The organism is Deinococcus sedimenti, from assembly GCF_014648135.1.
Lineage (GTDB): Bacteria > Deinococcota > Deinococci > Deinococcales > Deinococcaceae > Deinococcus > Deinococcus sedimenti.
On record NZ_BMQN01000001.1, the window covers coordinates 601,445 to 622,031 of the forward strand.

Here is a 20,587-nt window from a genome sequence, read left to right on the forward strand (position 1 = left end):
GGGTTACTTCTTCGCTTACTTCTTCAGTGCGGCCTGCACGATCTGCGGCAGGTGATCCTGAAGGCGCAGCATCGGCAGGTCGAAGGTGCTGCGGGCCGGTTCGTTCGGCGCGGTGTTGCCTTCCTTGAGCATCGCGTACTGATCACGGGTGATGGGGGGTTTGGGCAGCACCTGCATCAGCGGTACGGCGAGGTTCATCAGCGGCAGCGGCACCGGCACGATGGGTTTGCGTTTCCCGAGCGCCCCGAGTTCCAGGTCCAGCAGCTGCCGGAACGTGAACTCCTCCGGCCCGGTCAGGGCGAACGTACCGTGCAGGCCGGTGCGGCTCCCTGCGGCGCGAGCGAAGGCCTGCGCGACGTCCTGCACGCTGACCGGTCGGAACGGGAACGACCCGTCTCCGATCTGCGGCACGACCGGCGCCGTGGACACGAGTTCCCGCAGGACCCGCCCGAAGAAGTCGTCTCCGACGCCGAAGATCAGGCTGGGCTGGAAGATCGTCCAGTCCAGCCCGCTGGCCCGCACGAGCGCTTCGGCGCGGGCCTTGCTGCTGGAGTACCGGCTGCCGCTGTCCTCGCGGGCGCCCAGGGCACTCATGTGCACGTAGCGCGCGCCGCGCGGCGTGGCAGCCAGGACGTTGCGGGTCCCCTCGACATGCACCCGCTCGAAGGTCTGATCCCCGGCCTCCGCGATGATGCCCACCAGGTGCACGACGACCTCCGGGTCGGCCTGCCCCGCCGCGCGCTGCACGCTGCCCGGATCGGTGACGTCCAGCGTCACGCCGCGCGCGCCGCCCACCGGCTCGCCCCGGCGACTCCCGGCCCACACGTCATGACCGTCCTGCACGAGGTGTTTCACGACTGCCTTCCCGACGAAGCCACTTGCTCCGGTCACCAGTATCTTCACGTGGAACCTCCCTCGCCGCGGTGCAGCTGCGCGGCGATCAGTTGAGCGGCGCGTGGGGCGTCCGGCCCGGCGTACACGCCGCCGAACTCGGCGGCCAGTTCAGGCTGGGCGTTGGGCAGCGCACCGCCCACGAACAGCGGCACACCCAGCCCGTCCAGATCGCGGATGTGCTCGCGGGTCGGCCTGAGCGCCCAGTCGCCGTTCAGGGCCAGCAGCACCGCCCGTGCACCCTGCTGCCGAGTGAACACCGCCAGGTCGCCCAGCGGGACGTTCGCGCCCAGGTAGGCGACCCGCACGCCCCGGCGGCGCAGGGCCAGGGTGAGCATCATCAGGCCCAGTTCGTGCTCCTCGCCGGGCGCGCAGGCGGCCACGACCAGCGGCCCGAAGCCCTCCTGCACGCCTGCCACGTCCATCAGGTGCGACAGGCGCGCGCGCAGGAACGCGCTGGCCTGATGCTCGTGCGCGACCGTGATCTCGCCGCGCTCCCAGCGCGCCCCGATGTCGGCCAGGGTCGGGGAGATCACCTGCGTGAGCACGTCCTCGACTGGCAGCTGGGCGTGCACCTGCCCCAGGAGGGTCGCCGCCTGATCCATCTCGGACGACACGAGCGCCCGCGTCAGCTGACGCGACCACTCGGCGGCGTCCTGCGGGTCGGGATCGGCTGGGGTGGGATCCAGGTCGCGCTGCGTGAGTTCCGCCGCGCGGCTGGCTGGCACCCCGGCATTCAGGTGCGCCTGCATGCGTTGAATGGCGGCCACGTCATGCGGGGAGTACAGGCGGTACCCGTTCGCACTGCGCTCGGGGCGCGGGAAGCCGTAACGGCGCTCCCACTGCCGCAGGGTCGTGGCGGGTACGCCGGTCTGGGCCTCCACCTCGGAGGCAGTGAACATGGCGGTCTGAGATCGCCCGGCGAGAGGGTTCATCAAACCCTATTCTGCGCGGCCCGGTCCTCACGAAACGTAAGGATTCCGGCGAAACCGGGCGACCGGGCGGGGCAGATGCCATGCGGGCCGCCCGCTATGCTGACAGGGTTGCCCGCATGACCGACCACGCCGCCCCCACCGACACCCCGACCGCCGCGCCCAACGCCCGCCTGCCCCTGGGCCGCGCGCTGGTGGTGTCCCGCCCGGCGCTGTGGGTGAACACCGTCGGCACGCTGGTGACCGGCGTGTGGCTCACGGGCCGCCTGTTCACCCTGGACGCCGGGGTGCTGGCCCTGCTGGCGTACCTGACCCTGCCGTTCAACCTGCTGATCTACGGCCTGAACGACCTGTGGGACCAGGAGGAGGACGCCCGCTCCTCCCGCAAGGGCGGCTGGCAGGGCGCCCGGTTGCAGGCGCAGGAGGCCGCGCCGCTGCTGCGCGCCACGCTGTGGTGGAACCTTCCCGCGCTGGCCGCGCTGAGCGTCCTGCTGCCCGCGCCAGCCACGCTGCTGCTGCTGGCGTCCGCGCTGCTGTTCGCCGCGTACAGTCTGCCCCCGCTGCGCCTGAAAGCCCGCCCGTTCCTGGACGGCCTGAGCAACGTCGCCTACGCCCTGCCGCTGGCGCTGCCCGCGCTGGCCCTGGGCAGCCCGGTGCCGTGGTGGCCGCTGCTGGCCCTCATGAGCTATTCGGTCGGGAAGCACGCCTTCGACGCCGCGCAGGACATCCCCGCCGACCGCGCCGCCGGAACCCGCACGGTCGCCACCACCCTCGGCGCGCGCGGCACGGCCGCCTACGCCCTGACGTGGTTCTTCCTCGCCTCGGCGCTGCTGCTGCCCGCGTCGAAACTGACCGCGCTGGCCCTGCTCCTCACCTGCGGCAGCATGGCCCTGCGCCTTCTGCTGCACCCCACGCCGGAACAGGCCGCGCGGCTGTACCCCCTGAGCATCGTCACCCCCTGGATCGTCGGCGCGGTCGCCGGGGTGCAACTGGTGTACCTGCTGGCGCGCGGCCAGTGGACCGGGTTCTGAGTTGACCCGCAGCGTCGGCACCCGGACGGTTGGCATTCTGGGCGGCGGGATCGCCGGACTGGCCCTCGCGGCCCGCCTCGCGCACCGGGGTCACGCGGTCACCGTGTACGACCGGGATCGGGCCGGTGGGAAGCTGCGCCGCCTCACCCTGGCGAGCGAGAGCGTGGACACCGGGCCCAGCCTGTTCACGTTCCCGCAGGTGTGGCGCGCGTACCTGCGCGGCCTGAACGAACCCGACCCGCTGAACCTGCGCCCGCTGCCCGGCGGGCTGGGCGTGCACCACACCCCGCACGGTCCGGTACCGCTCCCGGTGCCGCCCGGCCACCCGCTGCACCCGCACTGGCAGCGCTACCTTCGGGCCGCTGCGCCGCTCGCGCTGGTCCTGGGCGTGCTGCTGACCACCCCGCCGCGCCTGCGCGACCCACTGTTCCGACAGGCGGCCGCCGCGCTGCTGCGCGTGCAGGGCCCGCACCTGACCGCGCAGGGCTGGCTGGCCGCGCAGAAGCTGCCGCCCGCGCTGACCCACGCCCTGGCCACGCACGCCCTGAATGCCGGACTGCCCCCAGGGGTCGCGCCGCCGCTGTACGCGCTGATCCCGGCACTGGTCGGCGCGGACGTGTTCCGCCCGGCGGACGGCATGGAGGCGCTGCTGGACGCCCTGCTGACCTTCGGGCAGACGCGCGGCGTGCAGCTGCGCGAGCACACCCCGGTCACGCGACTGGACGGGCAGACCCTTACCCTCGCGGACGGCGAGACGGCGCGGCACGACCTGATCGTCAGTGCCCTCGACCCGCACCGGCTGGCCGCGCTGCGGGGCCGCCCAATTCCCTCGCCCGTCGCGCGGCGCACCGTCAGCGGCGTCGGCATGTACGCCGTCCTGCCGCGACCCGCCCCACTCCCCGCCACGAGCGTCCTGGCGCCCGGCAGTTTCGCGGCGTTCCACGCGCACGTCCGGCGCGGCGTGCTGCCCCCGGACACCCTCACCCTGGTGCACGCGCACGGGCGGCAGCTGAGCGTCCTGCTCGCCACGCCCGCCACCGGCGAGGCACTGACCCTGGACCACCCCTGGGTGCAGGCACAACTACGCCGGACCGAGGAGACCCTGCACGCCCCCGACCTGGTGCGGAACGCGCTGGACGTTGCCACCCTCGCCCCCGACCACTACGCGCAGGGCGGGCACCCCGGCGGCGCCCTGTACGGCCCGGGCCTCCCCGCGTGGCGCGGCGGCCCGCTGCACCCCCAACCGTACCGCCTGCGCGCCGGCCTGTGGCAGGTCGGCACCGGCGTCCACCCCGGCGGCGGCATTCCTGCCCTCCTGGGCGGCGTGCAGATCGTTGACCGACTGCTGCAAGAGGCGGGCTGGTAGGGGTCAGGGAACTGGGGGCTCCGGCAGATGCTCCAGAATCAGCAGGGCGTCACTGTAGAACCGCCCGTCCTCTGCATCAGTGGTTGTGAAGAAGGCCGCCTCCAGCCAGTCCCGCAGCGCGGCGCGCGGCCATTCCGGCGGTGGCGTGCCGTTCAGGAGCAGCACCTCGGCCAGCACGAGAGCGCGGTTCGGATGAGCCCACCAGCGGGCCAGCAGCGCTGATCGGGTCAGTCCTACCTGCTCCATCAGACCCCACCGCAGCGCCAGATCGGCGTACCACGGGACGTGCCAGAGCAGGTGGTTCCAGTACGACAGGAAGAAGGTCTCCAGCGCGGCCTCCTGCGGCCCGGTCAGGCGGTACCCCCGCTCGCGGGCGTAGGCCAGCCGGGAGGCAACGGGATCGAGTTCGATGTCATCGGTCACGAGCAGTTCCAGCAGGCGCGGCAGGAAGGAACGGAAGTCGTCCCAGGTGCCCACCGTGAACAGCGCGTCGCACAGGTACGAGCGCAGGAGTCCCGGTGGCAGCTCGCGCAGTGGCCGCTCCAGGAGCGCGGTGACCTCGCCGGGCTGAAGTTCATACGGTTCGTGCCGGATGACCGTCGGTCTGGGGACCGTCCCGAACGCGGTGTACAGTCCGGCGATCGCGTCCTGAAGCTCACTCATGTCAGGGCACCCGCAGCGTCGCGGTGTTCGACACGAGGGTCAGCCGGGTGCCGCCGTCCTGCGCCTGGATGTGCGCCGTCATGAGGTACGTCCCGGCGGGCAGCCGCGCGGCGCGGACGGGGGAGAGGTCGAGGGTGAACGCCCCCCATGCGCCCCGCGCGGTGTTCACGCCCAAACCCACCTCGGCGCACAGGGTCCCGCGATTCGGGTACCCGAGGAGGGCGCGGCCCTGCCGGTCGAAGATGGTGTACCGCACCTGACACAGCCCGGTCAGCAGCGAGCGGCCCGGCGAGTCCAGACCCTTCACGCGCAGGGTGACGCGGGGTTGCGTGGTGCTTAGGGTGCCCGGCAGGAACAGCTGCGCGGGCGCGTGCTCTGGCGCACCCGACAACAGCAGGGGAAGCAAGAGGGCCGCTCGTCGCATGGGCTCAGGCTAACGAACAGCACCCCCTCCGTGTGGAAGGGGTGCCGGGTACGTGGATGGGTTACTGGCCGGTGATGGCTTTCAGGGGGTCGACCAGACCGAACCCGAAGTTGTTGTCCTTCCCGGCGGTGCCGAGGTCCTTGGCGGTGCTGGTCAGCAGGCTGAGCAGCTGGGTGTTCGTCAGGGTGGGCTTGGCGGCCCAGACGACCGCGGCGGCGGCGCTGACGTGGGGGGTGGCCATGCTGGTGCCGTTGTAGGACTCGTAGTCGGCGCTGGTGACGGCGGCGGTACCGGTGGTGGGCAGCTTGGTCAGCAGGGCCTGGCCGTCCGCCTGGAGGATGCCGACGACGGGCACGGTGTAGCTGTTGGTGAGGGTCATGCCCAGGGCGCCCGCGGCGTTGTTGTAGATCATGACGGCCTTGGCGCCGCTGGCGACGGCGTTGGCGGTCTTCTCCTCGAAGGAGCAGGTGCCGCGGGCGATCAGGGCGATGTTCCCGGCCAGGGCGGCGTTGCGGGTCGTGGTGCCGCAGAACTCGTTGTTGGTGCCGCCTGCCGCGACGATGTTCCCGGTGAAGCTGCCCTTGCCGGTCAGGTCGGCGGCTTTCACCTCGGTGAAGTTCACGCCGCCGCCGGAGGCGAGCGCCTGGCTGCCCTGGCCCAGGGGCACGGTGCTGATGACGTCCACGCCGGGCCCGACCAGGTCGACCTGCGTGCCGAAGTTGCTGAAGTCCGCCTTGGCGAGGTTGCTGTCCACGGCGCCGATGCCGACCACTTCGGTGTACGCGGCGGGGTAGGAGACGGCGGCGCCGTCGTTGCCGGTCGCGGCGATGGTCAGGGCGCCCTTGTTCCAGACGCTGGTGTAGGCGCGCTGCTCGGTCTGGCTCTTGCTGCCGCCGCCCAGGGAGAGGCTGATGACGACCTTGTTCTCGGTGCCGCCCTGGCTCTTGAGCTGCGCGGCGCACCAGTTCACGCCGTTGATGATGCCGCTGCTGCTGCCGGAGCCGGTGTTGCCCAGTACGCGGGCCATGTACAGGTTCACGCCGGTGGCGACGCCGACCACGCCGTTGGCATCCATGCCGCTCAGGGTGCCGCTGGCGCCGGTGCCCGCACCCAGCTGCGCGAAGATCGTGCCGGACACGTGCGTGCCGTGGTGGGACACGTCGTTCAGGGCGTAGGGGTCGTTGCGGTTGGCTTCGGTGGTGACGAAGTTCTTGAAGCCCTTGAGTTTCCGCTGGAATTCGGGGTGGTTGCCGTCGATGCCGGTGTCGCCGACGCACACGGCGACGCCGGTGCCGGTGTAGCCACTGGCGCGGAGGTTCTGGACGCGCAGTGCGTTGTCACCCCAGGTGAACTCGCCGTTGGGGGCGTACAGCGCCTGCGCGGTGAGGCCCTGGGCGCTCAGGCCGGTGCTGACCTTGCTGTCGGTGGCGCCACCCTTGAAGCCCTGCGCGGTGCGGATGTAGTCGGGTTCGACGTACTCGACGCTGGGGTTGGCGCGCAGTTTGGCGAGCGCGGCGGCGTCGAGTTTCACGGCGGCGGCGCTGATGTCCACCCACTGGCTGGTCATGATCCCGCCCGCGGCGGCAATGGCCTGGGCCTGCACGGCGGCCTGTTCCGTCACGCTCTGGCTGCTGAGATTGCCCTGCTTGAAGCCCACGAGGTACGCGCCAGCGACGGCGTCAGCGGGGGTGCTGGCCTCGGGGGCGGCGACGGGGGTGGCCGTCTGCTGGCTGCAGGCGGCGAGGCTCAGGGCGAGGGTGGCGGCCAGGATGGAACGGGTGTGCTTCATGAGGTCTCCAGGTGTGGCGGAAGGCGGCCTTCCGGCACGGTGCCGAAACGAGGTGGGTGAAGGTGCTGGCTCGACGCAGGGCCGGGTCAGTGCGGACGGTGAGCGTCGCTCGGTGTGATGAAGTTGAGGGGGATGTTAGTGCGCGGCCAAATCGCAATCATCGGCATGTCTAGGTTGCTCTGATGTCGGTCCAGAAAGGTGGAAAAGCAATGTCTAGATCGTTGATTCCCCGCTGTTTTGATCCGTGCTGTGGGCAGATGTGGCAACGGTCAGCTTGATTTCCCTGTACAGTATCTGTTCTCATCACCGGGTCAGTTGGGTATCAGATCGTGGCGATTGAAATGCTAGGCCTCAATATTGGTTGCATTTGCAAGTGACCCTGGCGTTCCGAGACATGACCGCCAATGCACCTGTCTGCGCGCCACCGTAAAAAAAGCCCCGGATTCGAATCCGGGGCCTCTGTTGTCCAACCGGACAGATCCGGCCTCTACCAGCGTTCCGTCACGGTCTTCAGCTGCATGAAGTTCGCCAGGTAGTCCGGGCCGCCCGCCTTGCTGTCCGTGCCGCTCATGTTGTACCCGCCGAACGGCTGCACCCCCACGATCGCCCCGGTGATCTTGCGGTTGAAGTACAGGTTCCCCACCTCGAACTCCGCGCGGGCCTGCTCCAGACGCTCCCGGCTGGCGCTGCACACGCCGCCCGTCAGGCCGTACTCGGTGCTGTTCGCGATATCCAGCGCGTCCTGCCAGTCCCGCGCGCGGATGACCGACACGACCGGCCCGAAGATCTCCTCCTGCGCCAGACGCGACTCGCGTTTCACGTCACCCACGATGGTCGGCTGCACGTAGTACCCCTGCTTCCCGTGCGCCTCGCCGGTCGCCGCGCCGCCCAGCAGCACCTTGCCCTCGTCGGGGGCGATCTCCAGGTAGCCTTTGATCTTGTCGAAGCTCATCTGGTTCACGACTGCCGTGACGTTCGCGTTCTCCTCACCCGTCCCGACCTTCAGGGCCCCGGCGCGCTCCACGAAGGCATTCACCACGTCGTCGTACACGCTGTCCACCACGATCAGGCGGCTCATGGCGCTGCACTTCTGCCCGTTGAACCCGAACGCGCCCTGCACCGCCGCCGTCACCGCCACGTCCAGATCGGCCGTTTCGTCCACGATCATGCCGTCCTTCCCGCCGAGTTCCATGATCACGCGCTTGATCCACTTCTGGCCGGGCTGCACCTTCGCCGCCACCTCGTTGATGTGCAGGCCCACCGCGCGGCTCCCCGTGAACGTGATGAAGCGCGTCTTCGCGTGCGTCGTCAGGTACTCGCCGATCTCCCTGCCCACGCCCGGCAGGAACTGGAGCACCCCGGCGGGCAGCCCGGCCTCCAGCATGATGTCCACCATGAACCCCGCGATCAGCCCCGCGTCCTCGGCGGGCTTCACGATCACGCAGTTCCCCACCACGATCGGCGCGGCGGCCATCCCGATGAAGATCGCGCACGGGAAGTTCCACGGGCTGATGCTCACGCCCACCCCCAGCGGGATACTCATCAGGCCGTTCTCCTCACCCTCGAACCACGTCGTCTCGCTGCTCCCGAAGCCCGAGTACTTCATGGCGCTACGCGCGTAGTACTCCAGGAAATCGATCGCCTCCGCCACCTCCACGTCAGCCTCGGCGTAGTTCTTCCCGACCTCGATGCTCATCAGCGCGCACGCCTCCAGGCGGCGACGCTTCAGGATCGCGGCCGCCTTCAGCAGCACCCGCGCGCGGGCGTCCATGTCCCACTTCTTCCAGCTCTCGAACGCCGCCCACGCGCCCTGCAGGGCACGCTCGGCATCCTCGATCGTCGCCTTCGCCGTCGTGCCCACCACTTCATTCGTGTCGCAGGGGTTCAGGCTGGTCAGCTTCTCCGCCGTGTCCACCCGCTCGCCATTGATGACCATGGGGTAGTACTTCCCGACCAGTTCCGCACGCACCTTCTTCAGCGCGTCCTGGTAGGCCTTGACGTTCTCTTCTTTCGTGAAATCGATGAAGCTCTGCGGGCGGTACTCCTGAACTTTGATCATGGGGTCTCCTGATTCGTGTGGTCTGCTCTGGACTGGGTTGAAAGGCGGACGGGTGGGGGGGACTGGAAGGGTCAGCCTTTGAGCATGCCGCGCAGCACGAACATGGCGTTGCGGGGCGTTTCGGCGATGCGGCGGCTGAAGTAGGGGTACCAGTCGCGGCCGTAGGGGATGTACGCGCGGACGCGGTACCCGGCGGCGGCGAGGTTGCGTTGCAGGTCGCGGCGGATGCCGTACAGCATCTGGAATTCGAAGGCGTCCTTGCTGATGCCGTGCGCGAGGGCGTACATCTGTACGTCGTGGATGATGCTCTCGTCGTGCGTGGCGACGTTCACGTAGTTCCCGGCCTGCATGTGGGCGTACACGAGGCGGCGGTACGCGGCGTCCACGTCGGCTTTCTGCGGGTACGCGACCGTTTCGGGTTCCAGGTACGCGCCCTTCACGATGCGGAGGTTGGGCTTCAGGTCGTCCAGGCTGGCGCGGTCTTCCTCGGTCCGGTACAGGTAGCTCTGGAGGACGGTGCCGACGTGCTGCCCGCCGAATTCGCCGACGAGGGTGCGGAACTGCGCGAGGGTCTGGTCGACGCGGGGGTGGTCTTCCATGTCGAGGCACACGAAGCCGCCGTATTCCTTGGCGCGGCGGATGATGCGCCGGGCGTTCGTGAGACCCAGGTCCTCACCGTCCACGGTTTTGCCCTGGCCGACGCTGGACAGCTTGATGCTGACGTAGGGGGTGATGCCGTCGGCGTGCGCGGCGTCGAGCATGGTGATGACGTTGTCGGCGAACTGCGTGCACTGCGCGGGGCTCTCGATGAATTCACCCAGCAGGTCGAGGTTCGCCATGATGCCGTCCTTGTTCAGGTCGTGCACGGCCTGGATGGCGGTCTGGGGGGTTTCCCCGGCGACGAAACGCTGGGCCATGCCCCAGCCGCGGGCGCGGACGGCGTTCTCGATGGCTTTCTGCCCGGCGACGGTCAGGACGACTTTGCGGTACAGCTGGTCGATCATGGGGTGCTCCTGGGTTGAAGGTCGTTCAGGACGAGGGCGGCGAAGGTACGGACGTGCGTGCGGGCGGCGTCCCGCGCGGCGTCGTGGTCACGGGCGAGAATGGCGTCCAGCAGCGCGGCGTGCTGCGCGTCGGTCTGCGGGTGGGCGTTGTACGTGCGGGTCTGGTGCTTGATCAGGGCGACGCGCTGTTCGAGGTCGCGGTTCAGGTCGCTCAGGGCGGCGTTGTGCGCGGCGTGCGTGATGGCGCGGTGGAACGCGAGGTCCAGTCGGGTCTGGGCGCGGTAGTCGCTGCCGGGCGCGGCGTGCAGCTCATTCAGGGCGGCGCGCAGGGCGTCGGCGTCGGCGGGCGTGTGATGCTGCGCGGCGAGGGCGGCGGCCAGTCCGTCGAGTTCCTCGCGGACGACGTAGGTGTCGCGGGCCTCGGCGGCACTCAGGGTGCGGACGCGCACGCCCTTGTTCGCCTCGGCGACGAGCAGGCCGTCCTGCGTGAGGCGCATCAGGGCCTCGCGGATGGGGGTGCGGGACACGCCGAGCTGCGCGCCGAGTTCCACCTCGCCCAGGCGTTCGCCGGGGGCGAGGTCGCCGTCCAGCACGGCGCGGCGCAGGTGGTCGTACACGCCGTCGCGGACCAGGGTGGGGCGCTCGAAGGAGGTCATCGTGGATATTGTATACAATCCTGGCGTTCTGACCAGCCCCCCCGGTCAGCCGGAACCCCTAATTGTCCGGGCAGGGTGCGCGGGCACACTGTGCAGGCACGATGGACACACCCAGTCGTCAGGCAATAGCCGGTCTGCCAGCACGCGGCGCCGATTCAGCCTCCACCGGTGCCGCGCCGCCGCGACGCCCGCCGCCCACAGGAACCCCAGGCCACCGACGGTCAGAACCAGCAGCCGCCCACGGCTCCCGCCCAGCACAGTCAGCAACAGAGGTACCTGTGTCACGAGCAGCAGCGTCAGGCCCAGGCCCACCAGCGGAACGGGGACCAGCCAGCGCGACTCGTCCCAGTCAATCCAGGGTCTGTCCTGTGATGCGCAGTAGGTGTTCCAGCGCAGCAGGCGGTGTCGGCAGCGGGGACAGTCGATCCAGGCCGAATCTGGGTGGGGGAGGCGTCGCATTGCAGCGCTATACGGTGTTCCCTCCGCTCAGGTTTCCCCATCAGTGCGGCCCCTCTCCAGATGGTGCAGGGGCCGCAGGACGAACAGGAATAGCAGGGTGATGCCCAGTGCAAACACGTATAGGTGGAGTCCGCAGGCGACGCCCACCCCTGAACTGGCCAGCAGGCTGGCAGCGGTGGTCAGGCCGCGCGTCTGGCCGTCCTGACCACCCGAGAAGATGGTTCCGGCCCCCAGGAAACTCACGCCGCTGACCACGGCGGCCAGCAGGCCGATCAGGTCGAAGCGTACGGCTGCGTTCCCGTCCCCGAACTGAAGGATCAGTGCCTCGGCCAGGACGACGAACACGGCGGCGCTGATGCCGACCAGCATGTGGGTGCGCAGCCCGGCCCCGGCGCGGTGCGCCTGGCGTTCCCACCCGATCAGGCCGGTCAGCAGAGCGGCCACAGCCGGGCCGATCATCAGCTTCAGCTGCGCGAGGGTGTCAGTCCAGTCCATGCGTGGACCCTACGCGGCGTGTGGGTGCGGGCGCAATGGCCGCAGCTTCACGGTCGGCAGGGTGATGGGTTGGGGGGGTAAGCCAAGCGGCTGATAATGTGATTTATGGCACGTTTCGCGGTTTTTTGGCCTACTAAACTGCACCCATAGTTTCCCGAGTTCGCACAACGACTTAACGAGGGTGGGCGCACAGGGTCTTCACCGTGCGCCCACGCCTACATCTGGAAACTAAGGAGTGCATTATGGCAGTAGGTAAAGTGAAATGGTTCAACGCGGAAAAAGGCTACGGCTTCATTCAGACCGAAGGTAGCCCCGACGTGTTCGCGCACTTCAGCGCGATCCAGGCCAGCGGCTTCAAGAAGCTGAACGAAGGCGACGAAGTCGAGTTCGAGATCGAGGAAGGCCAGCGCGGCAAAGGCCCCCAGGCCAAGAACATCGTCGTGACCAAGGCGGCCCCCGTCAGCGATTACGGCGGCGGCGCCGGCGCCCGTCGCAACGACCGCTGGTAAGCACTCCCCTCCAGTAGGCGGGCACTCCGGAAACGGGGTGCCTCTTTTTCATGCCCCTGCCAGCAATGGTCAGGGGCGGACACCCGCAGGCTCCGCCCCCCGTTTCAGCAGACCTTACTCCTGGCTGGTGATGAACGGCAGGTTCCGGTCGAACTGCGCGCGGTCCAGGCCGTACCCGTACACGAACGCGTCGGGAATCGTGAATCCCAGGTACTCGACGGGAATCTCGACCTTGCGGCGGCTGGGCTTGCTGAGCAGCGCCGCGATCTTCAGCGTCTTCGGTCCGCGCCCTTCCAGGTAGTGCAGCAGGTAGTTCATGGTGATGCCGGTGTCCACGATGTCCTCCACGAGGATCACGTGGCGGTCACTGATGGGGAACTGCAGGTCCTTGACGATGCGGACCTCGCCGCTGCTCTGCTTGGCGTTCCCGTAGGAGCTGGCCTGCAGGAAGTCGATGGTGCAGGGCATGCCCAGCGCGCGGACGAGGTCGGTGTGGAACATGAACGCGCCGTTCAGGACGCAGATCAGGTGAGGTTCGATGCCCCGGTAGTCCTCGCGGATCTTCGCCGCGATTTCCTGAATGCGGGCCTGAACCTGCTGCTCGTTGATCTGAACGGGGCCGTTGCCGGGGGCGAGACTCATAGACACGCAGGCTAACACGCCTGCCCAGGGACTACCATGCCCGCGCTATCCTCACGCGGATGTCAGACGGACCCCGCCCCCCCGTGCCCCTGAACCTGGACCGCGTGCCGGGCGTGCTGGGCCGCATCGTGCACGAACGCGCCGCCGACTACGCCGGAGCCGACCCGACCCTGGGCGGCGCCCGCCCTCGCACCCACCGCTTCGAGGCGGCGCTGCGCCAGCCGGGCCTGTCCCTGATCGCGGAGGTCAAACGCGCCAGCCCCAGCCAGGGCGCCATCGCGCCGCTGGACCCGCTGGACGCCGCGCTCGCGTATCAGGCGGGCGGCGCGCGTGCGATCAGTGTCCTGACCGAACCCCGCCACTTCGACGGGACCGCGCAGGCCCTGCGGGATGTGGTGGGCGGCGTCGCGGTTCCCGCGCTGCGCAAGGACTTCGTGGTTCACCCCGCTATGCTGCGCGAGGCCGCCGAGTGGGGCGCGTCGGCGGCGCTGCTGATGGTCAGCGTGCTGCACGAGGCCACCGCCGAGTATCTGCACATGGCGCATCACCTGGGCCTGGACGCGCTGGTGGAGGTCCACGACGAGCGCGAACTGGATATCGCGCTGGAGGCCGGTGCGCCGATCATCGGCGTGAACAACCGCGACCTGACCACCCTGCACATCGACCTCGCGGTCAGTCCGCGCCTGATCCGCCGCGCGCGTGACGCGGGCTTCACGGGCGTGCTCGTCGCCGAGAGCGGCTACCGCACCCCGCAGGACCTGGGCAGTGTCCGTGAACTGGCGGACGCCGTGCTGGTCGGCAGCAGTCTGGCGGGTAGCGGGGACCTGACCCGCGCCGCCCGCGACCTGATGCGCGCGTGAACCCCGGCACTCCACACGCCTCCCTGACGTTCCTGGGCACCGGCGACAGCAAGGGCGTGCCGCGCTTCTGGTGCGACTGCCCCGTCTGCCAGGAGGCCCGCGCGGGAGGCGTGAACCGCCGGGGCCGCACCGCCACGCTGCTGCGCGTGCCGCTGACCGCTGGCGGCGAGGGCACCGCGCTGCTCGACGCCGGGCCGGACACGCACGCCGCGCTGGCCCGCCTGCCCGGCCCCCTGGTGCCGGACGTGGTGCTGATCACCCACGCGCACAACGACCACATCCTGGGCCTGGGCGACCTGCTCGACTACGTGCGGTACGCCAGTGGGAAACTGCGGATCTACGCCCCCCCGGAGGTCGTCCCCGCGCTCGCGGACCGCTTCCCGTACGCCTTCCGGGGCGGCTCCCCGGTGCAGCCCATCCCGGACGCGGGCGTGACCGTGGGGGACGTGACCCTGCGCCTCTTCCGGGTGCCGCACGGCGCGAACGGTGAGAGCCACGCCATCCGCCTCGACGCGCCCCACTGGCGGGCCGCCGTGATCACCGACGCCATCGACGTGCCCACGGACACCGCACAGGCGTGGCTCAGTGATCTGGACCTGCTCGTACTCGGCACCTCGTTCGAGGACGAGGGCGACGTCCCCCACCGCGGACGCAGCGTGTACGACGTCCGCGAAGCCCTGAACCTCCCGTGGGCGCGCTCGGCCCGGCGGGTGATCCTCACGCACCTGTCGCACGGCGTGGACGTCCGTCGCGCGCACCTCCTGCCGCCGGACTGGGCGTTCGCGCAGGACGATCTGCGAGTACCCCTGCCGTGTCCCGCACGAGTGTGAACACCATCCAACTTTCGCGGGGCGAAACTCACCCCGTCCACCCCTAGACTGTGCGCCGATGACTGCCGCGCGCCACTCCACCCGCTCCCTGCGCTGGCTGATCCTGGGCGGTGTCGTCGCCGTCCTGACCAGCGTGGCCCTGCTGCCGGACGTGCGCGCCTTCCTGATCACGGCCTTCGGCGCGCTGACCAGCCGCGACCCGTCCGTCACCCGCGCGTTCGTGGACAGCCTCGGCTGGGCCGGACCGCTGGCCCTGGTGGCCGGCTTCGTGCTGCAGGCCGTGCTGCCCGTCCTGCCGGCCGTCGTCCTGATTGCCGTCACCACCCGCGCCTACGGGCCCTACGAGGGATTCCTGCTCGTGTACGTCGGCACGATGCTGGGCGCCGCCGCCGGGTACGGCCTGGGCCGCGTGCTGGGCGACACCCTGATCCGCACGCTGGTCGGCGAGCGGACCAGGGTGAAAGTTCACGAGTTCGTCGAACGGCACGGCATCCAGGGCGTCCTGATGATCCGCCTGATGCCGGTCCTGTCCGCCGACGTCATGAACCTCGTGGCCGGAGCGGCCCGCATGGAATTCCGGCCCTTCATGCTCGCCACGGCCGCCGGGGCGCTGCCCGTCACGGCGCTCGTCGTGTGGCTGTCCGAGAGCGGCGAGCGGCTGCTGTGGGGCATGATCATCCTCTCGGCCGTCGTCGCGACCGTCGCCGCTGGACGCGCCCTGATCCGGCGCCGCCGCGCCGGGCGCTCACTCGGGTAAACTGAACGCCCGAAGTCCACCGGCACGGTGGATGCAGGAGGCTCATGACCAAGCAAGACCAGGGCGCCCAGGCGTCGGCATACGAACGGGCGGGCGTCAGCATCGACGCAGGACACCGCGCGGTGGAACTCATGAAAGGCGCCGTGGCGCGCACCCACACCCCCAACGTCCTGGGCGGCCTGGGCGGCTTCGGCGGGCTGTTCCGCGCCGCGTTCGGACACATGGACGACCCCGTGCTGGTCGCCAGCACCGACGGCGTCGGCACGAAGACCAAGGTCGCCGTGCGCAGTGGCACCTTCACCGGCCTGGGCGGCGACATCGTCAACCACTGCGTGAACGACATTCTGGTGCAGGGCGCCCGCCCGCTGTTCTTCCTGGATTACGTCGCCATGGGCAAGCTGCTCCCCGAACGCGTCGCGGAGGTCGTCACCGGCGCCGCGCAGGCCTGCGAGGCCCTGGGTGTGGCCCTGCTGGGCGGCGAGACCGCCGAGATGCCCGGCGTGTACGTCGAGGGCGAACTGGACATCGTGGGCACCATCGTCGGCGTCGTCGACCGCCCGAAACTGATCAACGGGAGCCGCATCCAGGCCGGGGATACGGTCCTCGCGCTGCCGAGCAGCGGCCTGCACACCAACGGCTTCTCGCTGGCCCGCATGGCCCTGGACGACCTCGACTGGACTGAAGCCCGCGCCGACCTGGACGGGCAGACCCTCGCGCAGATCCTCCCGGTGCCGCACCGCGCGTACCTGCACGCCTTCGACGCCCTGGAACGCGCCGGGATCGACATTCGCGGCATGGCGCACATCACCGGCGGCGGCCTGATCGACAACCCGCCCCGCGTGTTCCCGCAGGGCATCGGCATGCAGATCGACACCTCCAGCTGGACCGTCCCGCCCGTGTTCGAACTGATCGTGCAGCGCGCCCAGGTCGCCCGCCACGAGGCGTTCCGCGCGCTGAACATGGGCGTCGGCTTCCTGTTCATCCTCCCCGCCCAGCAGGCACAGGCCGCGCTGGACGCCCTGAAAGCCGCCGGGGAGCAGCCCTGGGTGATCGGGCAGATGGTGGAAGGCGAGGGCGTCACGTTCACGGGAGCCGTTTGACGAAGCGACTCGCCCCCACCGGATTCGCCGCGCCCGACCGCGCCACCGCCACCGAATTCTGGGTGGTCCGGCACGGCGAGAGCACCTGGAACGCCGACGGCCGCTACCAGGGCCAGGCCGACGTGCCCCTCAGCCACATCGGCATCCTGCAGGCGGCCAGCCTCGCCGAACGCCTGACCGGGCAGCACTTCGACGCGGTGTACACCAGCGACCTCGCCCGCGCCGCCCGCACCGCCGAGATCGTCGCCGAACGCCTCACCGGCGCGCCGCCCGCGCAGCGCGACCCGGGGCTGCGCGAGATCGACGTCGGCGAACTGTCGGGGCTGGTCATCAGCGAGATCCGCGAACGCTACCCCGACTACCTGGGCGCCCTGAGCACCGAACCCTGGAGCACCCGGCGACCCGGCGGGGAGAGCATGGAGGACCTGTACGCCCGCAGCGGCGCCGCGTTCGGCGCCCTGCGCGAACGGCACCCCGGCCAGAGAGTCCTGGTGTTCACGCACGGTGGCGTCGTGCGCGTTGCTGTGGGCCTCGCCCTGGGCGGCGTGCCCGCCAACGCCTGGGCGCGCCTGAGCGTCGCCAACACCAGCATCACCCGCGTCCTGCTGGGCGAGGGCAGCGGCATGCTGCTGGGCTTCAACGACGACGCGCACCTCGAAAACCTGCTGGAGGCCACCGAAGCCGACGACGTGCTGGGACAGGCGCCGTAACGGGATCAACTGCCGGAGGGTTCAGGTTCACCGCCTGGACCCTCTGCCCTGTGAACGTGCTGGCCCCTGATCCTCCCGGTCACGTCGGGACGCGGTGCAATCCTGCACGCCGTTCCAGGGTCGCCGGGTGCTGGGGCGGGCGGGCGCACCCTGTGGGCGTGAACGCCGCAGCGGCGGGAGGGGCCGGACCGGCTGGCCCACGGGACCGCTGCGGCGGGAGGACCGCGCATGACCGACCAGCCGACCACCACCGAACAGCCTGAAACCCACGCCCGCGTCCCCGAGCTGCCGCGCGTCATCCAGGGAGGCATGGGCATCGCCGTGTCCGACTGGCGACTGGCCCGCGCCGTCTGCATCAGCGGCGGGCTGGGCGTGGTATCCGGCACGGGGATCGACACGGTGCTGCTGCGCCGCCTGCAGGACGGGGACGCTGGGGGAGAGGTGCGGCGCGCCCTGGCGACCTTCCCGAACCCGGCGCTGGCGCAAGCGTGCCTGGATCGGTACTTCCGCCCGGAGGGCCGCGCGCCCGGCGAGGCGTACGCCCGGCTGCCCCTGCCGACCGCAGACCGCTCCCGCGACGCCTGGGAGATGACGCTGCTCGGCGCGTTCGTCGAGGTCACGCTGGCCCGCGAGGGACACGACCGCCCGGTGGGACTGAACCTCCTGACGAAGCTGCAGGTGCATACGCTTCCGGCGCTGTACGGCGCGATGCTGGCCGGGGTGGGCACCGTGATCATGGGGGCCGGGATTCCCCGCGACATCCCCGGCATCCTGGACGCGTTCGCGGCGGGGCGGCCCGCCAGCCTGCGCGTGGACGTGAAGGGCGGCGACCCGCTGACCCTGACCTTCGACCCCGCCGAGTTCGACCTGCGGCCCGTCCCGCTGACCCGCCCGGACTTCTACCCGATCGTGTCCTCGCACGTCCTGGCGGGGGTGCTGGCCCGCAAGGCCAGCGGGGCGGTGCAGGGCTTCATCGTGGAGGGGCCGACAGCCGGTGGGCACAACGCGCCCCCGCGCGGCCCGCTGACGCTGGATGACCGGGGGCAGCCCGTGTACGGCGAGCGGGACGAGGTGGACCTGCCCGCGATGCGCGCCCTGGGCCTGCCGTTCTGGCTGGCGGGCGGCTGCGGCACCCCACAGGCCCTGCACGAGGCGCTGGCGGCGGGCGCGTCCGGAATTCAGGTGGGCACCCTGTTCGCCTTCGCGCGGGAATCCGGGCTGCGCGCCGACCTGAAAGAGGATGTCCTGACCCGCGCGCAGACCGGAACGCTGGACGTGTTCACCGATCCCCTCGCGTCGCCCACCGGTTTCCCGTTCAAGGTGGTCACGCTGCCCGGCACCCTCTCGCAGCCGGAGGTGTACGCCGCCCGCGAGCGCGTGTGCGACCTGGGCTACCTGCGCGAGGCGTACCGCACCCAGTCAGGGCGGGTGGGCTGGCGCTGCCCCGCCGAACCCGCCCAAGCCTACGGGGCGAAGGGCGGGGACACCGCCGACACCGTGGGCCGCAAGTGCCTGTGCAACGCCCTGATGGCCGACGCCGGGTACGCGCAGGTTCAGCGCGGCCGCGTCACCGAACCTGGCCTGCTGACCAGCGGGGACGGACTGGCTGCCCTGCGAGGCTGGACGCCCGGGTACGGCGCGGCGGACGTGCTGCGCGTCCTGCACGGCTGATCCGGTATTCAAGTGATTTCAGGTCATTCGGAGTCGCCCGGTGGCCCCCTCACCCTTCCGTCGCTTCGCTCCTCCCTCCCTCTCCCTCCGGGGGAGAGGGGACAACGGAACGCGACCACGTTGGAGACAAGTCACTTTCATACCGTCTGAATGGCCCACCCCGACCTGCCGGAAGGAGCGGGGCGGGTGCGCTAGGGTGGAGGCACATGCACCCTCACCTGCCCACGCCTGACCGGGGGAGCCCGTGACCGCCCCCTCCGCCCCCCCGCCGGGGCCGCTGCTGGACCGCTACCGCGCCGGGGACCTGCGCGCCCTGGCCCGCGCCGTCACCCTGGCCGAGGCCGGACTGCCCGCCGCGCGCCCCCTGCTGCGCGCCGCCCGGGAACGCACCGCGCGCGCCGTCGTGCTGGGCGTGACCGGCAGCCCCGGCAGCGGCAAGAGCACCCTAACCGACGCCCTGATCGCGTTCCTGCGCTCGCGGGGGCAGCGCGTCGCGGTGCTCGCCGTGGACCCCAGCAGCCCCTACAGCGGCGGCGCGATCCTCGGGGACCGCATCCGCATGCTGCGCCACCACGCGGACGAGGGCGTCTTCGTGCGTTCCCTGGCGAGCCGGGGCGCGCTGGGCGGCCTGTCCGAACGCACCCTGGGCGTCCTGGCCCTGATGGAAGGCGCGGGCTTCGACTGGGTGATCCTGGAGACCGTGGGCGTCGGGCAGTCCGAGGTGGACGTCGCCGCCGCCTGCGACCACACCCTGCTGGTCGTCACGCCCGCCGGGGGGGACGGCGTGCAGGCGTTCAAGGCCGGGATCATGGAGATCGCGGACGTGATCGCCGTGAACAAGGCCGACCTGCCCGGCGCGGACCGCACCGTGCGCGAACTGATGGCCGCGCAGGGCCTCGGCGCGCACGACGAGCACACCTGGTTCGCTCCGATCCGCCGCACCATCGCCGCGAAGGGCGAGGGCATCGAGGCCGTCGTGGCGGCCGTCGAGGCCCACCGCGCGCACCTGGGCGAGGACGGCCTGCAACGCCGCCGCGAGGCGAGGGCGGCGCTGGAGGTCCGCACGCTGGTGCAGGAACGCCTGCTGCGCCGCGCGCGTGACCTGGGCCGCGACCTGTACGCCCGCGTTGCCCGGGGCGACCTGGACGCCGACGCCGCCGCCGACACGCTGCTGCGGGGGGAGCTGTGAAGGCCCGCCTCCCCATGAAGGCCAGCACAGTAGCCGGGTGGCTGTTCGCGTTCCTGGTCGTGCAGCGCCTGCTGGAGCTGCGCGTCGCCCGCTCGAACGAACGCTGGGCGCGCGAGCACGGCGCGCAGGAGTACGGCCAGTCGCACTACCCGCTGTTCTTCGTGCTGCACCCCACCTGGATGCTCCTGACGCTGCTGGAGGGCCGCGCCAGCCGGGGTCGCGTGAACCCCTGGGCGCTGGCGCTGTTCATCCTGGCGCAGCCGCTGCGGTACTGGGTGATCCGCACGCTGGGCCGTTACTGGAACACCCGCATCCTGATCGTGCCCGGCGGGCAGCGCGTCACCGGCGGCCCGTTCCGGTACCTGAAGCACCCCAACTACGCCGTCGTCGCGTTGGAGATCGCCTCGGCCCCACTGGCAGTCGGGGCGTGGCGCACCGCGCTCGCTTACACGCTGCTGAACGCCGCGCTCCTCCTCGGCATCCGCATCCCGGCCGAGGAACGCGCCCTGGCCGAATACCAGCGCTCGCAGCAGGATTGACCCGCAACGAA

Annotated in this window: 21 protein-coding genes; 11 read left to right on the top strand and 10 right to left on the bottom strand. The window is 70.6% G+C overall.

Features of this window, described 5'->3' with window-relative positions; genetic code table 11:
- Window positions 1–15: 15 nt before the first annotated feature.
- Both IEY69_RS02995 and IEY69_RS03000 read right to left on the bottom strand, forming a co-directional pair.
- The gene (locus IEY69_RS02995) at window positions 16–903 is read right to left on the bottom strand and encodes a complex I NDUFA9 subunit family protein (protein WP_189071646.1); all 888 of its coding nucleotides are present in this window, start codon (window positions 901–903) and stop codon (window positions 16–18) included.
- Window positions 900–1,793: a MerR family transcriptional regulator gene (locus tag IEY69_RS03000; protein WP_229783581.1), complete on the bottom strand. Its 894-nt coding sequence runs from the start codon at window positions 1,791–1,793 to the stop codon at window positions 900–902. The genes IEY69_RS02995 and IEY69_RS03000 overlap by 4 nt, the downstream gene beginning before the upstream one ends.
- 149 nt (window positions 1,794–1,942) lie before the next feature.
- Between IEY69_RS03000 and IEY69_RS03005 the strand changes: the two genes are divergently transcribed.
- Entirely contained in the window at window positions 1,943–2,854 is a 912-nt protein-coding gene (locus IEY69_RS03005; protein WP_189071648.1) for a UbiA family prenyltransferase, read from the top strand.
- A gap of 1 nt (window position 2,855) precedes the next feature.
- The gene (locus IEY69_RS03010) at window positions 2,856–4,220 is read left to right on the top strand and encodes a phytoene desaturase family protein (protein WP_189071649.1); all 1,365 of its coding nucleotides are present in this window, start codon (window positions 2,856–2,858) and stop codon (window positions 4,218–4,220) included.
- A 3-nt stretch (window positions 4,221–4,223) separates the two neighbouring features.
- Here the strand turns inward: IEY69_RS03010 and IEY69_RS03015 are convergent, their stop codons facing one another.
- From IEY69_RS03015 to IEY69_RS03045, 7 genes are all read right to left on the bottom strand, one after another.
- Complete coding sequence (locus IEY69_RS03015) at window positions 4,224–4,883, bottom strand: hypothetical protein (protein WP_189071650.1); 660 nt, start codon at window positions 4,881–4,883, stop codon at window positions 4,224–4,226.
- Between the two features lies 1 nt (window position 4,884).
- Window positions 4,885–5,307 carry a hypothetical protein gene (locus IEY69_RS03020; protein ID WP_189071651.1) on the bottom strand — a complete coding sequence of 141 codons (423 nt, stop codon included), beginning with the start codon at window positions 5,305–5,307 and terminating at the stop codon, window positions 4,885–4,887.
- Between the two features lie 61 nt (window positions 5,308–5,368).
- Window positions 5,369–7,096, bottom strand: a complete 1,728-nt coding sequence (locus IEY69_RS03025) for a S8 family serine peptidase (RefSeq protein ID WP_189071652.1) — start codon at window positions 7,094–7,096, stop codon at window positions 5,369–5,371.
- Between the two features lie 487 nt (window positions 7,097–7,583).
- Window positions 7,584–9,155 carry an L-glutamate gamma-semialdehyde dehydrogenase gene (gene pruA / locus IEY69_RS03030; protein WP_189071653.1) on the bottom strand — a complete coding sequence of 524 codons (1,572 nt, stop codon included), beginning with the start codon at window positions 9,153–9,155 and terminating at the stop codon, window positions 7,584–7,586.
- Window positions 9,156–9,226: 71 nt separating this feature from the next.
- Window positions 9,227–10,159 carry a proline dehydrogenase family protein gene (locus IEY69_RS03035; protein WP_189071654.1) on the bottom strand — a complete coding sequence of 311 codons (933 nt, stop codon included), beginning with the start codon at window positions 10,157–10,159 and terminating at the stop codon, window positions 9,227–9,229.
- Window positions 10,156–10,815: a GntR family transcriptional regulator gene (locus tag IEY69_RS03040; RefSeq protein WP_189071655.1), complete on the bottom strand. Its 660-nt coding sequence runs from the start codon at window positions 10,813–10,815 to the stop codon at window positions 10,156–10,158. Before IEY69_RS03040 ends, IEY69_RS03035 begins: the two co-directional genes overlap by 4 nt.
- 486 nt (window positions 10,816–11,301) lie before the next feature.
- Window positions 11,302–11,769: an MgtC/SapB family protein gene (locus IEY69_RS03045; protein WP_189071656.1), complete on the bottom strand. Its 468-nt coding sequence runs from the start codon at window positions 11,767–11,769 to the stop codon at window positions 11,302–11,304.
- A gap of 242 nt (window positions 11,770–12,011) precedes the next feature.
- Between IEY69_RS03045 and IEY69_RS03050 the strand changes: the two genes are divergently transcribed.
- Window positions 12,012–12,278, top strand: coding sequence for a cold-shock protein (locus IEY69_RS03050; protein ID WP_046842690.1), 267 nt, complete (start codon window positions 12,012–12,014; stop codon window positions 12,276–12,278).
- Window positions 12,279–12,392: 114 nt separating this feature from the next.
- Here the strand turns inward: IEY69_RS03050 and hpt are convergent, their stop codons facing one another.
- Complete coding sequence (hpt, locus tag IEY69_RS03055; RefSeq protein ID WP_189071657.1) at window positions 12,393–12,920, bottom strand: hypoxanthine phosphoribosyltransferase; 528 nt, start codon at window positions 12,918–12,920, stop codon at window positions 12,393–12,395.
- A 59-nt stretch (window positions 12,921–12,979) separates the two neighbouring features.
- Here hpt and trpC point away from each other — a divergent pair, with 59 nt between their 5' ends.
- The 8 genes from trpC to IEY69_RS03095 all read left to right on the top strand — a co-directional run bounded on the left by trpC (window position 12,980) and on the right by IEY69_RS03095 (window position 20,576).
- Window positions 12,980–13,780, top strand: a complete 801-nt coding sequence (gene trpC, locus IEY69_RS03060; RefSeq protein WP_189071658.1) for an indole-3-glycerol phosphate synthase TrpC — start codon at window positions 12,980–12,982, stop codon at window positions 13,778–13,780.
- Window positions 13,777–14,610 (top strand): MBL fold metallo-hydrolase, encoded by an 834-nt coding sequence (locus IEY69_RS03065; protein WP_189071659.1) that lies wholly within the window; start codon window positions 13,777–13,779, stop codon window positions 14,608–14,610. The genes trpC and IEY69_RS03065 overlap by 4 nt, the downstream gene beginning before the upstream one ends.
- Window positions 14,611–14,668: 58 nt before the next feature.
- A complete protein-coding gene (locus tag IEY69_RS03070) occupies window positions 14,669–15,367 on the top strand; it encodes a TVP38/TMEM64 family protein (protein WP_189071660.1) in 699 nt (232 codons plus the stop codon).
- Between the two features lie 44 nt (window positions 15,368–15,411).
- On the top strand, window positions 15,412–16,467 hold the full coding sequence (gene purM / locus IEY69_RS03075; protein WP_189071661.1) for a phosphoribosylformylglycinamidine cyclo-ligase: 1,056 nt from the start codon (window positions 15,412–15,414) through the stop codon (window positions 16,465–16,467).
- Window positions 16,464–17,177 carry a histidine phosphatase family protein gene (locus IEY69_RS03080; RefSeq protein ID WP_046842684.1) on the top strand — a complete coding sequence of 238 codons (714 nt, stop codon included), beginning with the start codon at window positions 16,464–16,466 and terminating at the stop codon, window positions 17,175–17,177. Before purM ends, IEY69_RS03080 begins: the two co-directional genes overlap by 4 nt.
- Before the next feature lie 228 nt (window positions 17,178–17,405).
- Entirely contained in the window at window positions 17,406–18,848 is a 1,443-nt protein-coding gene (locus IEY69_RS03085; RefSeq protein WP_229783582.1) for a nitronate monooxygenase, read from the top strand.
- 244 nt (window positions 18,849–19,092) lie between these two features.
- Window positions 19,093–20,037, top strand: a complete 945-nt coding sequence (meaB, locus tag IEY69_RS03090) for a methylmalonyl Co-A mutase-associated GTPase MeaB (protein WP_229783583.1) — start codon at window positions 19,093–19,095, stop codon at window positions 20,035–20,037.
- A gap of 14 nt (window positions 20,038–20,051) precedes the next feature.
- Window positions 20,052–20,576: an isoprenylcysteine carboxyl methyltransferase family protein gene (locus IEY69_RS03095; protein ID WP_189072340.1), complete on the top strand. Its 525-nt coding sequence runs from the start codon at window positions 20,052–20,054 to the stop codon at window positions 20,574–20,576.
- Window positions 20,577–20,587 lie beyond the last annotated feature (11 nt).